The 16,434-nt window shown below is 50.5% G+C and carries 14 protein-coding genes, 1 rRNA gene and 1 pseudogene; 15 read left to right on the forward strand and 1 reads right to left on the reverse strand.

Going from position 1 to position 16,434, the window contains the following annotated elements:
- Position 1 precedes the first annotated feature (1 nt).
- The 15 genes and pseudogenes from pseG (at position 2) to K7P01_RS29195 (ending at position 16,089) form a co-directional block, all read left to right on the forward strand.
- Complete coding sequence (gene pseG / locus K7P01_RS29125; protein ID WP_267298111.1) at positions 2-1,444, forward strand: UDP-2,4-diacetamido-2,4,6-trideoxy-beta-L-altropyranose hydrolase; 1,443 nt, start codon at positions 2-4, stop codon at positions 1,442-1,444.
- 5 nt (positions 1,445-1,449) lie between these two features.
- Positions 1,450-2,493, forward strand: coding sequence for a pseudaminic acid synthase (gene pseI / locus K7P01_RS29130; RefSeq protein ID WP_267298112.1), 1,044 nt, complete (start codon positions 1,450-1,452; stop codon positions 2,491-2,493).
- A 447-nt stretch (positions 2,494-2,940) separates the two neighbouring features.
- Positions 2,941-3,096: pseudogene (locus K7P01_RS32225) on the forward strand (DapH/DapD/GlmU-related protein); the annotation flags it as partial.
- A gap of 407 nt (positions 3,097-3,503) precedes the next feature.
- Positions 3,504-4,502 (forward strand): phytanoyl-CoA dioxygenase family protein, encoded by a 999-nt coding sequence (locus tag K7P01_RS29140; RefSeq protein ID WP_267298114.1) that lies wholly within the window; start codon positions 3,504-3,506, stop codon positions 4,500-4,502.
- Between the two features lie 29 nt (positions 4,503-4,531).
- On the forward strand, positions 4,532-5,821 hold the full coding sequence (locus tag K7P01_RS29145) for an MATE family efflux transporter (protein ID WP_267298115.1): 1,290 nt from the start codon (positions 4,532-4,534) through the stop codon (positions 5,819-5,821).
- Positions 5,808-7,121 (forward strand): capsular polysaccharide export protein, LipB/KpsS family, encoded by a 1,314-nt coding sequence (locus K7P01_RS29150; RefSeq protein WP_267298116.1) that lies wholly within the window; start codon positions 5,808-5,810, stop codon positions 7,119-7,121. Before K7P01_RS29145 ends, K7P01_RS29150 begins: the two co-directional genes overlap by 14 nt.
- 9 nt (positions 7,122-7,130) lie before the next feature.
- The gene (locus K7P01_RS29155; protein ID WP_267298117.1) at positions 7,131-8,168 is read left to right on the forward strand and encodes a glycosyltransferase; all 1,038 of its coding nucleotides are present in this window, start codon (positions 7,131-7,133) and stop codon (positions 8,166-8,168) included.
- Positions 8,161-9,441 carry an O-antigen ligase family protein gene (locus K7P01_RS29160; RefSeq protein ID WP_267298118.1) on the forward strand — a complete coding sequence of 427 codons (1,281 nt, stop codon included), beginning with the start codon at positions 8,161-8,163 and terminating at the stop codon, positions 9,439-9,441. The genes K7P01_RS29155 and K7P01_RS29160 overlap by 8 nt, the downstream gene beginning before the upstream one ends.
- Positions 9,422-10,672, forward strand: coding sequence for an O-antigen ligase family protein (locus K7P01_RS29165; protein WP_267298119.1), 1,251 nt, complete (start codon positions 9,422-9,424; stop codon positions 10,670-10,672). The genes K7P01_RS29160 and K7P01_RS29165 overlap by 20 nt, the downstream gene beginning before the upstream one ends.
- 3 nt (positions 10,673-10,675) lie before the next feature.
- Entirely contained in the window at positions 10,676-11,446 is a 771-nt protein-coding gene (locus tag K7P01_RS29170; protein ID WP_267298120.1) for a WecB/TagA/CpsF family glycosyltransferase, read from the forward strand.
- Positions 11,446-12,561 (forward strand): DegT/DnrJ/EryC1/StrS family aminotransferase, encoded by a 1,116-nt coding sequence (locus tag K7P01_RS29175; protein WP_267298132.1) that lies wholly within the window; start codon positions 11,446-11,448, stop codon positions 12,559-12,561. The genes K7P01_RS29170 and K7P01_RS29175 overlap by 1 nt, the downstream gene beginning before the upstream one ends.
- A gap of 38 nt (positions 12,562-12,599) precedes the next feature.
- Positions 12,600-13,703: a glycosyltransferase family 4 protein gene (locus K7P01_RS29180; protein WP_267298121.1), complete on the forward strand. Its 1,104-nt coding sequence runs from the start codon at positions 12,600-12,602 to the stop codon at positions 13,701-13,703.
- A gap of 46 nt (positions 13,704-13,749) precedes the next feature.
- A complete protein-coding gene (gene pheS, locus K7P01_RS29185) occupies positions 13,750-14,793 on the forward strand; it encodes a phenylalanine--tRNA ligase subunit alpha (protein ID WP_267298122.1) in 1,044 nt (347 codons plus the stop codon).
- A gap of 2 nt (positions 14,794-14,795) precedes the next feature.
- A complete protein-coding gene (locus tag K7P01_RS29190) occupies positions 14,796-15,659 on the forward strand; it encodes a 3-hydroxyacyl-CoA dehydrogenase family protein (protein ID WP_267298123.1) in 864 nt (287 codons plus the stop codon).
- 1 nt (position 15,660) lies between these two features.
- Positions 15,661-16,089 carry a hypothetical protein gene (locus K7P01_RS29195; protein WP_267298124.1) on the forward strand — a complete coding sequence of 143 codons (429 nt, stop codon included), beginning with the start codon at positions 15,661-15,663 and terminating at the stop codon, positions 16,087-16,089.
- 270 nt (positions 16,090-16,359) lie between these two features.
- Here K7P01_RS29195 and rrf read toward each other — a convergent pair.
- A 5S ribosomal RNA gene (gene rrf / locus K7P01_RS32260) occupies positions 16,360-16,434 on the reverse strand; the annotation flags it as partial.

Here is a 16,434-nt window from a genome sequence, read left to right on the forward strand (position 1 = left end):
CTTGAGTCAGCAGACACACATCTACTTCCGCGCAGACGGCAGCTCGCACATGGGGCTGGGACATATTCACCGGTCGCTGGCCCTGGCCTCGATGGTGGCAGACACTTTTGTCTGCACCTTCGTGACCCGGAATCCACTGCCCGCGCTGAAGACGATGATTACCGATGTGTGTCAGGATTGTATAGACCTCGGCGATATCGACCCCGCACAAGAGGCAGAGCATATTGCACAAAGTATTCTTACCAACCAGGACATCGTCGTGCTGGATGGCTATCATTTTGATCTGCCCTACCAGCAAGCCATTGCCCGAACGGGATGTAAGATTGTATGCCTGGACGATATCCACCGGTATCATTTTCTGGCGCACGCTGTTATTAACCATGCCGGCGGTATTGATTCCTCGTTGTACAGTGCTGAGCCGTACACCCGTTTTTACCTGGGCCCGCGTTATACGCTGTTAAAGAAGCCTTTTCTGGAGGCTGCCCGGCACCGGCATGAAACTCCTGCCGGCAATGCTTTGTTTATCTGTTTGGGTGGCGCTGATCCCGGTAACCAGACGCGGTTTGTCCTGGAGAAATGCCTGCCCCACAACTTTGACGAGTACATCGTAGTAGTAGGTGCTGCCTATCAACACAGTGCTTCGTTGCAGGCGTTTGCTGCGCAGCACGGTGCCATCCGGATACTGTCTAACCTGAGTGCCGAGGAGATGGTAACGTATATGCAGCGCTGCCGTACGGCGGTATGCTCGCCGAGCGGTGTAGCGTACGAGTATCTGTGCGCGGGCGGTGCGTTGTACTTGCATCAGACAGCCGACAATCAGGACGATCTCTGCAACTACCTGCTGCGCGCGTCCCTGGCATTTGTCTTTGCAGACTTTCCAACGGTGCCGGCAACTATCGTTGCTCATGCCATCGTGGAACAGGCTAAGATCTTTGACGGCCGTTCCAACCAGCGGCTGGCAAAGATTTTCTTGTCGTTGGAGTACGACCTGCACGCCACGTTACGCCGGGCAACGGAAGCGGACGTTGACGTGACCTATGCCTGGGCGAACGATCCGGAAACGAGAAGCCAGTCTTTTCAAAGCGATGCGATACCGTATAGCAATCATAAAAACTGGTTCCTGAGAAAGGTCGCGACGGGCGCTACGTACTACTACATCGTGGTATACAAACAGCAGCCGGTAGCGCAGATACGTTTTGACCTGGCCGAGGGCGAGGCACTCATCAGCTACGGTATAGACGCTGCTTATCGCAGCAAGGGGTTGGGTACCTGGGTGCTTCAGCGCGGTATCGAGCAATTCCGAAAGGATCATGCACAGCCGGTGTGCATCATCGGATATGTAAAAGCTTCGAACGAAAAATCCAACACGATTTTTAGAAACATGGGGTTCACGCAAGTGCCCACGGAAGAGAAATATAAAGACGCATTTAAGTATAAACTATAAGCATCATGGAGTTCAAAATAGGCAATCGGGCCATTGGCCATCATCATAAACCGTTTGTGATCGCAGAAATGTCGGGCAACCACAATCAGTCCATCGACCGGGCATTGGCCATTGTCGACGCCGCAGCCAAAGCGGGTGCCCATGCGATCAAGCTGCAGACGTATACGGCCGATACCATGACGATCAAAGGCGCCTATACTATTCAGGACAAAAATTCATTGTGGAATGGTAAGGAGCTGCACGATCTGTACAAGCTGGCCTATACACCGTGGGAGTGGCATGAGCAAATCTTCAAGCGCGCGAACGAGCTCGGCATGATCGCTTTCAGCTCGCCGTTTGATCCCACCGCGGTCGATTTCCTGGAGAGTCTGAATGTGCCCCTGTATAAAGTCGCTTCGTTTGAAAATACAGATCACCCGTTGCTGAAAAAGATTGCCGCTACCGGCAAGCCCGTAATCATGTCTACCGGTGTGAGCACACTGGCGGACATTTATGAGTCGGTACAAGTGTTACGCAACAACGGTTGTAAACATTTAACTCTGCTGAAGTGTACCAGCACGTACCCGTCTACACCTGAAAATACTAACCTGCTGACGATCCCCGTTCTGCAGCAAATCTTCTCTGACTGTCTGATCGGATTATCGGACCACACCATGGGTGTAGGCGCGTCGGTAGCCTCGGTAGCCCTGGGCGCACGCGTCATTGAAAAGCACTTTACCCTGCGTCGTGCTGATGGTGGTGTGGACAGTACCTTCTCGCTGGAGCCGGAAGAGCTGCAGTCGTTGGTGGTAGAAAGCGAGCGTGCCTTCCTGGCAATGGGTCATGTCGAGTTCGGCATCCTGGAGGCCGAGGTCAACAGTAAAAAGTTCAAGCGTTCTATCTACATAGCGGAAGACATTCGTGCGGGTGAAATTTACTCAGAGAAGAACCTGAAGGTAATCCGCCCCGGCGACGGCCTGGAACCACGGTTCTACGAACGCTTGCTGGGCTTGCCTGCGAAAAAAGATTTGAAGAAAGGATCACCGTTGATGCTTAACGATATTTTATAAACCGTTCTATATCCGAAGCGATCGCACATGAAAGCCTGGCTGTTTTACCTGAAGTTTATTGTAAAGGGTGGGTATACAAACTCTTTTAAAAAACTAAAATTCGCGGCAACGTCGTGGATTGGGAAAACGGTCAGCATTTACTTTGAACCCGGGGGCACGCCGCGTCAAACCATCTCGCTGGGCGAAGGTGTGCGTGTCAGTAATTTTTCTGATCTCACGGTCGGTACGAACGATGCGCTGATCCTGAAAGATTACACGACGCTCAACACGCATTGTAAGATCATCGGCGAAGTTACCATTGAACGTTATTGCTTGCTGTCGGCCAACATCTTTATATCGTCGGGCCAGCACTACGCCACCCGGTTTCCCCATTTGCTGATCCGACAACAGGACGAAAAGATCCTGGGAACAGAAGAAGGACAACGCCAGCATTCAAAACCGGTGCACATCGAAGAAGATGTTTGGATCGGGTTCGGTGTGTTCATCAAACAGGGCGTTACGGTTGGTCGTGGCGCGGTGATCGGCGCCAACGCCGTTGTGCTGCACGACGTCGGACCTTACGAAATCGTGGGTGGCAACCCTGCAAAAAAGATAAAGGACAGGTTGGCGTTTAGGCCACCGGTCCATATCCGCGCCGACATCGATGAGCACCGCCCGTACTTTTACCGTGGATTTGACCACTATGGTGTACATCGCCAAAATCCTTCGGGCGCACCGGGCATGTTTGCCTTCGAAGAGAGCACCGTAGCCATACCGGCCACGCCTACAGGCACCATTCAATGCCGTGGGTTTATTACCGGGGCGCAGGCCATTACGGTTGAGGTTTCGGTTGATGGCCATTCGGTGGGAACGTATACCCTGCAGGGTGCAACCTTCGACCTAAACGTACATCTGACCGGTCAGGCCCCCTCCGAAGGGAAAATTAATCCCTTTTCTTTTATTACTTTTGCGGTTCCTTACGACAAGAGACTTTGTCTCGGTTTCAACAGTATAAAAATTGTTTAATCTTTATGGTAGAAAACGTTAAGATAGCGCTCGCCAACCTCGTTTTTTGGGCTGGCTATTATTGGTACAAAATTTTTGACAAGACACCTTCGTATTCGTATCAGAGCCTGCGGAAATTGTTTTATACTTCGAATACGCAATTCAATAGAAGGCTAAGCGAACGCATTGCCAGGGAAAATCCGGGTTATACTTTAGGCGCTGCCAATGGCGTGCTGGGAAATCTGAGCAACAGCGACCTGACAAAAATCAGCCAGCAGATTCATCAGGACGGTTATTACGTATTTCCCACCTTCCTCGACGAAGCCACTATAACTTACCTGACAGAACTTTCTTATCGCACGAAAGCAAACCTAATCCCGAAACCAAAAGACGGTGGTCCCGGCGAGGATTTCTTCAAACGCGATGCTCCCAGGACGATCAAGTATCAATTTCTTGAAAAAGACCTTGTACAGGATGCGGTGATCCAGAAGCTCGTCGCCGATCCCAGCATTCTTGCCGTATCTCAATCTTTCCTTGGCTCCAAGCCTGTCCTCGATTTGATATCGATGTGGTGGTCAACGGCCTCTGCAAAGGCCTCATCCGAAGTGGCTCAATTATACCACTGGGACATGGAGCGAATCAAGTTTTTGAAATTCTTCTTCTACCTCACCGATGTCGATACTGAAACAGGACCACATTGCTATGTAAAAGGTTCAAATAATGGATTCCCCGAATCCGTGCGCCGCGATGGCCGCATCGAGGATGCCGAAATCACAAAAGCATACCCGGCCGACAAGCTCATCGAGATAACGGGCAAGCGCGGTGCCATCCTTGCCGTAGACACGAGTGGTTTTCACAAGGGAAAAAATCTCAGCCGCGCCGACCGGTTACTGCTGCAATTTGAATTTGCCAACAGCCTGTTCGGCATCAACGCAGAGAACTTCGACATCGACAAACCTTCTCCTGAGTTTAAGGCTGCTGCCAGCGCTTACCCGTTTGTGTATCAGCGCTACAAGGTGAAATAAGTTTTTGATCGAAACACCTTGTATAGAGCATGCCTACCATCGCCAATTTTTTAAAGGGTATTTCGTTCGAAAACGTAAAGGGCACGCTGTTCAATTTTGGCTTCCGGGCCGGGGGCATTTTTGCGAAGTTTTTGCTGGTCGTATATATCAGCAAGGAAATGTCGCTGGAAGCCCTCGGCTTATATAACATCGTTGCTGTAACGGTGGCCTGGTCGGTATACGTGATAGGCTTTGAATTTTATGCCTATTCTTTGCGACACATCGTTGGTGAATCACCCGATGTGATCTCTCGCCACGTCTTCAATCAGATGGCTTTTCACATTACAGGTTTTTCCTTCCTGCTGGTATTAAGTCCGTTTCTGGTTGTTCTGGATTTTGTTCCCCTGGTTGTATTGCATTATTTTATTCTGATTACTGTCTTCGATCAAATGTCGCAGGAGTGCTTTCGCATCTTGATAGCGTTGGAGCGATCACAATTCGCTAACTTCATTTACCTGATCAAGAGTGGCCTGTGGGTATATCCGTTGCTGCTGTTACCCCTGGTGTTTGGAATAGACATCCATATACATCTCATCCTGGGTGCGTGGCTGGCAGGCACGGTCCTGTCGTTTCTTTTTGGTATGTGGAAGCTGTGGACATTGCGGCTCTTGAGGTTCCGAAGTGTGCGTCTGGACTGGCCATGGATCAAGCAAGGCATTGTCGTTGCATTTCCTTTTTTGATCATTTCAGTTGCACAGATCACCATGGATTTCGCCGACCGATATCTGATCGATTATTTTTTGGGCAAGACAGAGGTTGGTGTTTATAGCTTTTATTATGGCATCGCCAGTGTTCCCACAACGCTGATCACCAGTGTACTTGTGGCGCAATACTATCCACGGGTTATCAACGTATATAAGTTCAATCGGCCGGAAGCTGAAAAGCGTGACGTGATCAAACGGTTCCTTTGGCAATGTATCGGCCTGGCCATCATCACCAGCGTTGCAGCGTTGGCGTTGATCAATCTCCTGCTCGACTATGTCAATCGCAAGGAGCTGTTGGATCAAATCAGTTTGTTCTACCTGATGCTGCTCCAGGTGATCATGTTTGCCGTGCAGGTGGTGGTACAAACTATTCTTTACGCCAAACATTTCGACCGTGCCCTGCTGTACAGCGCACTGACAGGAGCGGTTGCCAACGTCGTTTTAAATATTTTGCTTATACCGGTCCTGGGGCTCTACGGTGCTACGGTGTCGACCATCGTTGCCATGCTGCTGATTCTGACCATCCGGACTATTGTCTATTACACACAAAAGAAAACTGATCATGAAGGAATTTGATATAGCGATCATTAGCTCATACCACGAAGAAATACTGGCGGCCGACTGGTATTTCACCATTCAAAGCATGGGCAAACGCTGTCTCATCATCACGCCTAATCCGAACGAATACAACGTACTCACAAAGCAGGGCGTTGATACGGTCTACCTTAATGATTACTTTCCCGACAAGACACCTTCGCGCTCAGAGATTGACGGGTACTTTCGGAAGAAGGGTGTAGACGACATGGTAAAATATGTCTCTACAGAGCGGGCCTACTATAAGCAAGGCAACAACCACATTATCCGCTACGCCTATCGCTATGCAGAAGCTTTCACGCGCGTGTTTGAAGAATATACGATCGGCGTCGTGTTACATGCGGTGCAAGGCGGCGAGGTGATACGGCGCTGTGCATCGCTGATTGCCGACGAGAAGAAGCTACGGGTAATCTACCTGGGCGAGACGTTCATTCCGCACACCATCAATTTGTACTACGATGAACACCGCACCATGCTGGAGCCAAAGGAGAAGCGAACGATGGCGGTAGAAGATGCGCAGAAGTTTATTGATGACAAGATCCAGCGCAAACCCGTGATCTTTTATGAGACCGAGCACCGGCGCTATGTACGAACCCCATTGCTGAAGAAGTTCTTCACGTTGATGAAGGGAGGCAACTGGAATATCATACGTGCGTACTTCGCCAGCAAATGGATAATCCATGTGGACCGCAGGTTCAAGGACGTTTATACCAAGATTGTGGGCACTTTCCACGACTTCAATAAAGACGCCAAGTATTTTTATTACCCTTTTAATGTCGATGCCGAGTCGGAGCTGTACATCCGGAACTACGAGTACATCGACCAGGCAGGGGCTATCGAGCGGTTGGCGGCCCACCTGCCAGCAGGCTATAAGCTTTATGTAAAGACACATCCGGGCGTCGAGGGACACCTTTCGATTAATAGTTACCGCCGACTAAGCCGTCTGCCCAACGTCGTGGTGCTTCACGCGAAGGTCAACAGTTTTGATGTCGTGAAGAGCAGCCAGGGCGTTATTATTGTATCGTCTACGGTAGGATTGGAGAGCTACATCATGGGCAAGCCTACGTGTGTCATCGGGCATTGGCCGTATGTTGTTTATGGCAACTTCCCGGCTACTAAAAACCTGAGTGAGGTGTTCGACAAGTTGTTGTCAACGACGCGCACGCCCAACGAGCCGGTTAAATTTATACAAAACCTGTACGCCGGATCGATCGAAGGATCGCTTTGGATGGGTCATGAAGATTTTAAAAAGATGATTGCCGGCATTCTGGCATTAAAGTAATCGTACGCGGTGGCGAAGATTCTATACATCAAGAAAAAGGCTAACACCGTCAAGTGGTCGGATGTTCTTCAGCGGCAGTTTGAGGACCTGAAACACTTGTCGGGTGGCGATGTCGATCTTTATGAAGTCGATACAGCGGGGCTGTTGGCATACTTGAAGAATATTCGTCGCATTGGCCGGCTTATGCGGCAGCACACCTACACAGTGGTGTATGTCAATCACGTGATCTGCGCGTATCCGTTTGTCCTGTCGCGTTGGTTCTATCGCAAGAAAGGCGTCACCACGGTGCTGGCATTGCACGAAACGGAGCCGGTGCTCGGCTGGCAGTTTGTGCGGGAGCATCGCGATATGCTAAGCGTGAAAGAAAAAGTACGTTACACCAAATTTTTACAATGGCCCCTGCCCTTCTTTGACAAGTTGCTGGTGCTGAACAATCGCCAGCGTATCAGCCCGCGGCTGACACAACGGTATGTGCAGCTAAACTACCTGGGGGTGGATGTCCAACGGTTTGAAGCATTGGAGCAGGATAAGCTTGTTATGGACAAACACCTCCTACACGTGTTCTTTCCGCACAATCCGGAGCGGCCGGAGAAAGGTTTTGCGCTACTGGAAAACGCTCTAGCAAACCTGCCTTTTGCTTATGACCTGACGGTAGGCGGCAATATTCCGTATCCTGACATGCCGGCGGCCTACCGCAAGAGTCACGTAGTGATGTTGACGGGCATGTACGAAACCTACTCGCTGGTGTTGCTGGAAGCCATGGCCGCCGACCGGTTTATTATTGCCACGAATGTGATTGGGCTGGTAGAAAACCTGCGGGAGCTTTTCACAGTCGAAGAACTGGAGGCCTATGGCCTGTTTGTTGTAAATCCCACGCCGACCGATGTGCGCCAGGCATTGGAACGCGTACATCGTGTCGCAACCGTGAAAAAACCTGCTACGAAAGCGCTACTCCTCCAGGAAAAGTTGACAGAGAAAGATTGCAATGAGCGATTGTACGAATTTCTGACTAATTTTCAACGTCTCCAATCCTCTTCCCATGCCTAGCTATTCGTACACTGCGAACGGTTTTTTCTTCACAACGGCGCTGTGGGTATTGCTGATACGCCTTTTTACCGAATTGCCGCGTTCTATCACGGCCGTAGGCTGGGCCAACATGCCGGACAATGACTATAACCGCATTGTATCGGGGTTGTTTATTCTGATGATGATGGTTGGCATTGTGTTCCTGCGAAGGCTTCAGGTCAGGTTCGCGCTCCAACAAGTGTTGATGTTTGGGGGCGCGGTGCTACTCTTCTATACGGCCCTGGCGGTGCACACGTTTAATCAATTAGGCATGAGCTATACCGGCATCGGTGTGGTGATTATGCGTTATCTGATGGAGATCCTGGTCGCCGTGTTCTTTTGGAACTATGTGCGGTCGACGCGTGACCTGGGCAAGATCAGATCGATCTTCTTTATGCCCGCGTTGCTACTAATCTTCCTGATCTCCTATTTACAAATTGCTACCTCCAGCTTTGAGGACGTGCAGGGCGTCGAGCGCCTCATCGGCCCCTTCGGCAACCCCAATGTGCTCGCAGCGTTTATGCATTTCTTTATCGTCGCCACGATTGTCTTATACGGACGCGAAAGGGGCATCAAGTTCTGGACTCTACTGGGGGCACAATACATCCTGCTCTTCTATACGGGCAGTATGACGATGATCCTCAGCCACCTGGTGTTCCTTTTCTTTATCGGCATGGCCAACCGGTGGTATAAAAGCAAATTGTTTTATTATGCTGCCGTGGTCATCATCCCTTCGGTGATCGCCGTGATCATCGCGCAGGCGGATGCCATCCTTGCCCGCCTGGCGGTATTGTTTAACACCGAGACGTTCGAGCTACACTCGGGTTCCTCCATCGTTTGGCGTATGGAGGCGTGGGCATCGTACCTTTCATTGCTCGACACGCCCTTAAAATGGCTCTTTGGCCTGGGCATTGGTACACAACGGGCGATCTTTTTAAATGACTACCCCGGCAGCCTCACTCATATCTTCGAGGCCCCCGGCACACACAACGACTACCTGGGCATATTGGTAGACTTTGGCTTGATTGGGCTGATGTTGTTCTTTATCGGCCTACGCGCCCTGTTGCGTTACCTGAGATCGCTCGAGCATATTGACCCGACGACGCGGTATCTACGGTACTTCCTTTACAGCCTTCTCTTTGCGATGCTGAGCGAAAACCTGCTCGACCAGCTGTCGATGTCGCTGAGCATACTGATCCTGGTAAGTTTTTGCAAAACGGTATACCTCCAGAAACATGAGACTGGCATTGCCTGAACCAGTACATCATTTTGCCCGCCGCATGTTGCCTTATAGCATCTATGCGTTTATGGTGCTCTATCCGTTTTCGGTGAAATGGGCAAACTTCAGTATACTCGTGATGTGTGCGTTGGGGCTTCTCAGCAGTAGCTTGTCCGACAAGCTGCAAAAGGTGAAGACAAACAAAGGCCTCTGGCTTTATCCGGCCTATTATGGGGTATTGCTCCTGGGAACCCTCTATAGTGAAGACACGCGTTATGCCTTCAAGATCCTCGAGACGGGTATATCTTTCCTATTGTTGCCAGTGCTATTCGCGACGGCCGCTACACTCGACGCGAAAACTCTGCGGACCATTGGAATATTACTCGTTACCCTTACCTACGGCATCGCGGTCTATTGCGTGGTGCAAAACGTGCAGGATGTTCGTGCCGAAAAAGTTCCCTTGTGGTACTTCTTCACCTGGGAGTATTCCTACAGTCACCTGGCCGGCCATATTGGCTTGCATCCCACTTATTTTGCGGCATTGACGTTGCTTGCATTTTTCACCGTACTCCTAAAAGGAGATTATACTACGGTGCAAAGCAAAGTATTAAACGTATTCATTCTGATATTCTTATTTGCGTTTCTGATTTTATTAGGGGCTAAGATCGGTCTATTGATCTTTTTTGCTGTTGCCCTTGTGCTGGCGTTTATTTACAAGCTCCACTCGAAACGTCAGTTGCTGATACGTATAGGTATCATTGTATTCCTACTGGTCGGGGCGTATAACACCCCGGTTATTTATTGGAGATTTAAAAAGGCGGTTGACGGTGTGCTGCATGCAGCCTCGGGGCAGCAAGTCGGTGCCGACTATCGCACGTTACACTGGCGATGTGCGGCCGGTGTTATTCAGGAGAGTCCCTTAGTAGGCCATGGCATTGGAGATGTACAAGAAAAGATGAACGACTGCTACGAAGATCTCGGGCGACTGACCGAGTTGCGTAACTATAATGCCCACAATCAATACCTCGATAGTTGGGCGAAGACGGGACTCCTGGGGCTAGTCGTTACCTTGCTGTGTCTGGCTTATCCGTTGTATCGCTGCCTGAAAGTGGGCGATCAGCTCTTTGCTATTTTCTTTTTTATTTTCCTGGTGGTCTGCCTGACCGAATGCTTTTTAAACGTTCAGAAAGGTGTGACGTTATTTTGTTTTACAGCTTCTGTCTATTGGGGACACCTGTATAATCGCCCCGGGAAGTTAACTGCGTGACGTATGACGAATGCTATGATACCGAAAATTTCCATCGCTAAGATTCCCGTGCACCGCTTTACAGTAGCGTCGCTGCACGAGAAGGTCAAGCAAGCCATTGTCGGGAAGGACAAGAAAATGTTCCTGAACGCTAATGCGCGGCTGGTCGAGCTGGCGAACACGACAGATCCCTGGCTCGTGGACTTCTTTAACAATACAGTCGACTACGTTATGTGCGATGGTGCTGGTGTACAGTTGGCCGCGAAGCTCACCGGACAACCCGTGCCAGAGAAGATTGCCTACAACGTGTGGTTCTGGAGCTTTGCTCGTTTTATGGCCGACCACAACTTTACCATTTACTTTCTCGGCGCTGAGGAGCTGACATTGCAGAAAGCCATTGCCCGCATTGAGGCTTTCGAGCCACGCATTCGCATTGTGGGTCATCACCATGGATTCTTCGATAAGAAAAAGACCAGTCCGCAAAATAAGGTCGTCATCGACCACATCAACGCGGTGAAGCCGGATGTGATCTTTGTAGGTTTTGGTATGCCGATTCAAGAGGCCTGGATAAAAGAGAATTTTGCTGATGTCGACTCGTGGGCATTCTTTGCCTGTGGTGGTGCCTTTGACTTCTTTGCCGGCAAGAATCTGGTGGCACCCTACATTTTCCGAAAGCTTTATTTAGAGTGGCTGTTCCGATTTTTCCTGGAGCCGTTGCGTCTTTTCGAGCGGGCTACTACCAGTAACTTCCGCTTTGTAAAAGCGGTATGGAAAACACGAAAGGATAGGGCGTGATGAAGATTCCGTTTATCGATTTGCACGCGCAGTATACATCCATCCAGTCAGAGGTTGACGCGGTGGTAAAAAGCGTACTGTCGCAGGCGTCGTATATCGGGGGGCATCATGTCAAAAAATTCGAAGCTCGCTTTGCCGAGCAGCTTCAGATCAATCATTGCATTGGTGTTGGCAACGGCACGGATGCGCTCTATACCATTCTCGCGGCACTTGACCTGCCCGCCGGTGCTGAGGTTATTACACCGGCCACAAGCTGGATCTCTTCGGCGGAGACCATCACGCAAGCTGGTGCACGCGTTGTATTCTGCGATGTTGACCCGGAGACGTATATACTCGACCCGCAGCGTGTAGCGGAAAGGATTACGGATCGCACGGCAGCGGTTGTGGCGGTTCATTTATACGGGCAATCGGCCCCCATGACGACACTAGCGGCCCTTTGTCAGGAGCGTAAAGTATACCTGATCGAAGACTGTGCCCAGGCGCATTTTACCCAGGAGGGTGGGCAGTATGCGGGTACGTGGGGAGAAGCGGCAGCTTTTAGTTTTTACCCCACCAAAAACCTCGGTGCTTACGGCGATGCAGGATGTATTGTCACACGCCACGAGGCCCTTGCCGAACGTATGCGCCGCCTGGCCAATCATGGCGCCCGGTTGAAAGATGATCATCTCTTTGAAGGCTTCAACAGCCGGCTGGATACTCTACAGGCAGCGATCCTTTCGCTTAAGCTCACACACCTGCATCGCTGGAATACGCGACGTATCGCGATAGCGGAATTGTACAAAAGTTTGCTACAGGGAGTGGAGGAGATTGTCTTACCCGCGGTACGGTCTGGCACCGTTCACACGTATCACATCTACGCCATCCGGGCCCGGCGCCGCGATGCGTTAAAACAGTACCTGGAGGCCAACGGCATCCTGACCGTTGTTCATTATCCGGTAGCGCTTCCTAACCTGCCGGCGTACTCGTATCTGGGCCATCGACCGGAGGATTTCCCGGTGTCGAGCCAGTTGCAGGAGGAAGTCTTGTCGTTGCCCATCTATCCGGAATTAACAGACGAGCAGGTGCGGTATGTGAGCAAAAACATCCTCGAGTTTTATGCCAAACAGGGCGTTTAAATGTACAAAACCTTTATTTTTGGTCGTTATTTGATTTTATGGCCATCCAGCTAGCAGCTGCAATTACTTCGTTTGTCATCGCTTTCCTGATCGTTCCGGTGATCATCAAGTATTCCTTGCGGAAAAAACTTGTAGATATTCCCGGGCGCCGGAAGATTCACAAACGCGACACGCCGTCGATGGGTGGTATTGCCATCTTTCTCGGCTTTTTTATTTCCTCGCTGATTTGGATTGACATCCAAAGTTGGGGCAATATCAAGTTTATTCTCGTTGCCCTTTTTGTCATTTTCTTCATCGGCGTTCGCGACGACTTAGTTCCCCTGCGGGCTATGATCAAGCTGATGGGGCAGATCATGGCGGCATCGCTGTTGATCTTTTTGTTTGATCTTCGCATCAAGTCATTCTACGGACTGTTTGGCGTACACGAGCTGCCCGACATCATCAGCTATGCGATGACGTATTTTACGATCATCGTTATAACAAACTCTTTCAACCTGATCGACGGTCTCGACGGCCTGGCGGGCACTATTGCCATCCTTGCCCTCACCGGTTTTGGTACGTGGTTCTTTTTGATCAACGACTCGATCTTTTCTATCCTTTCGTTCTCGATGGTGGGGGCCATCTTTGCGTTCCTGATCTTTAACTGGGAGCCATCGGAGGTCTTTATGGGCGATACGGGGGCGCTGGTGATCGGCATGATGCTGGCGATACTCACCATCCGGTTTATTGACCTGAATTATAATTTGTCGGAGTACTCGCCGTATAAATTTAACGCTTCGGTTGCTACGGCATCGTGCTTTATCATCATACCTCTGGTCGATACGTTGCGTATTGTCATTCTGCGTCTGCTAAAGGGACAATCACCATTTAAGCCCGACAAGAGCCACGTCCACCACGCTATCATGCGCCTGGGCATGACCCATGGCCGCACCACGATGATCCTGGGTGCTGCCCAGATTCTGTACATCGTACTGGCTCTGATCTTCCGCGATTTCTCGGAGCGCTATGTGTTGACCGGCGTGATCGTTTTGTCATTCATTCTGAGTGTGACGCTCGACCGCATGATTCTTGGAAGGCTTTCTACGAAAGAAGTGGACGAAAGGGAGTCCGACGAGCCGGAAGTTGAGGGGGAAGAGGCTTAGGGATTCCGGAGCAATATTGTATTTTTGAAGCTTACGCATTGGTGTAATGGAAGAAAGGATTCAGTCATTATTGCAGGAAATCAACGCTTACACCGCCACCGATAAGGCCGGCGTGGAGGCTTATCGCCTGCGGTATACCAGTAAGAAAGGTGTCGTGGGGGACCTGTTCGAAGAGCTCAAGCAGATGCCTGTCGAGCAAAAAAAGACCGCCGGAAAGGTCCTGAATGAGCTGAAACAGGCCGCTGAAGCCAAGTTGACCGCGCTGCAAGAGCAAGTGGAAACTTCGAGCGCGTCGGCGAATACCCTGGACCTAACCCTGCCGCCCATTCCCAATACAACGGGCAACCTGCACCCCCTGACCCTGACGCGTTACCGCGTGATCGAGATCTTCGAACGATTAGGCTTTAATGTGGCCGATGGTCCGGAGATTGAAGATGACTGGCACAATTTCTCGGCCCTCAATTTCCCTGAGAATCACCCCGCCCGCGAAATGCAGGATACATTCTTTGTTGAAAAGAAAGGCGTTAACGGTGCGCCGCAGGATGTGCTGTTGCGTACGCATACCTCCAACGTACAGATTCGTCTGATGAAGTCGCAGAAGCCGCCGATCCGCGCGATCATGCCGGGGCGGGTGTATCGCAATGAGGCCATCTCGGCCCGTGCGCACTGCTTCTTCCACCAGGTGGAGGGTTTGTACGTGGATAAGAACGTCAGCTTTGCTGACCTGAAACAGACCATATTCCACTTTGCCAAAGAGATGTATGGCAAAGATGTTAAGTTAAGACTCCGTCCTTCCTTTTTCCCGTTTACGGAGCCAAGTGCTGAGATCGACGTGACCTGCTTGATTTGCAAGGGAGAAGGCTGCGTGGTGTGTAAGCGTAGCGGCTGGGTGGAGATTGCCGGTGCCGGCATGGTTCACCCCAACGTGCTGCGTAACTGTGGCATCGATCCGGAAGAATACACCGGTTTTGCCTTCGGCATGGGCATCGAACGCGTGACGCAATTACGCTACCGGGTAAACGACCTGCGGTTGTATTCTGAAAACGACATCCGCTTCCTGAAACAATTCAACACCAGCAGTATTGCATAGCCATGGCTCCTATTCAGCACATAGCGGTAATAGGAGCAGGAACCATGGGGCAAGGCATTGCGCAATTATGCGCCCAGGCTGGTTTTAAAGTCCTTCTGTACGACATTCAACCCGAGCTTGTCAAGAGTGCTGTAACCGCCATTGCGCACGGCCTGGATGTGGCCATTCAAAAAGAAAAGATCACGGCTGAGCAGCGAGAAGCTGCTTTACAAAACATCGTTCCTACCAGCGACTTCCGCTTGCTGCAGGTAGACCTGGTGATCGAGGCGGTGATTGAAAGGCTGGAGGTAAAACAGATGCTGTTGACCGAAGTCGAAAAGCTGAATGACCAGCATTGCATTCTTACCAGCAACACATCATCTATTGCGATTACGCAGATTGCTGCGCCTCTTAAATATCCCGGGCAGTTTGCCGGGCTTCATTTCTTTAATCCCGCCACGACCATGAAGTTGGTGGAAATCATTCGCGGTACGGCGACGAGTGATGCGACGATCAACACACTAAAAGACTTCAGCGAGCGTATACATAAGACAGCCGTGCTGGCGGCCGATTCGCCCGGGTTTATTGTTAATCGCGTAGCCCGGCATTATTATACGGAGTCGCTTAAGCTGGCTGAGGAGCGGGTGTGTACCATTGAGGGCATCGATCAGCTGTTACAGGCTACAGGCTTCCGTATGGGGCCATTTGCTTTGATGGACCTGATCGGCATTGATATTAATTATGCAGTAACTGAAACGATTTTTAAGGGCTTTCATTACGATCCTAAGTTCCGGCCGAGTCGCCTGCAGCAACAAAAAATTGCATCGGGGCAACTGGGGCGCAAGACGGGAAAGGGATTTTATGAGTACCCGGATCTTCCAAAATAGTATGATACGTAAGTCTTTGTTTTTTATGCTTTTGCTGGGTGCTTGTTCCTCTGATTTGAGTGATGAGGGAATTGCTCCGGCTTCTTTTCCTGACGAAGTAATCAACCTGAATCTTCCCGCGTATAATGACCTTCGGACAAAGGGGTGGATGTATATCAACACAATTGGCGTTCGCGGGGTGATTCTGTATCACGTGCCTAATACACTGGAGTATTATGCCTTCGAGCGAAATTGTACGTTCCAACCGTACGAGGCATGTTCGACGGTGGAGGTGCATTCTTCGGGGCTTTTCATGATTGATCCTTGTTGCTCGTCGCAGTTTGATTTCTCAGGGAATCCGATGTCTGCTCCAGCGGTTACGCCGTTGCGACGGTATGACATTGGGAAGGCGGGAGATAATACTATCATCATTACGGATAACATCTTCTGATGGGATCTGGCACTCTTCACTAACTCGGCCTTTCATCCCGTCAGTCTACGACTGCGTGCCGCTCCAATCACGGGCGCTACGCGGTAACCTTCGCCGGCTACCTTCAAGGCGTATCAACACGAGGCAGGCTATAATAGGCCTCATCCTGGTTAGGTGATTCTATGTATATACTCAAAGGGTATACCTCCCTATCCTGTCAGATGATTCCTCTATCGAAAGCCCATAAAACAAAAAAGCCCTGATATTTCTATCAAGGCTTCTCTTGTAAAAGAAAGGCAACGACTTACTCTCCCGGGTGTTATCCCAGTACCATCAGCGCTGGTGGGCTTAACTGCTCTGTTCGGA

Source organism: Parachryseolinea silvisoli (genome assembly GCF_021190955.1).
Taxonomy (GTDB): Bacteria; Bacteroidota; Bacteroidia; order Cytophagales; family Cyclobacteriaceae; genus Ohtaekwangia; species Ohtaekwangia silvisoli.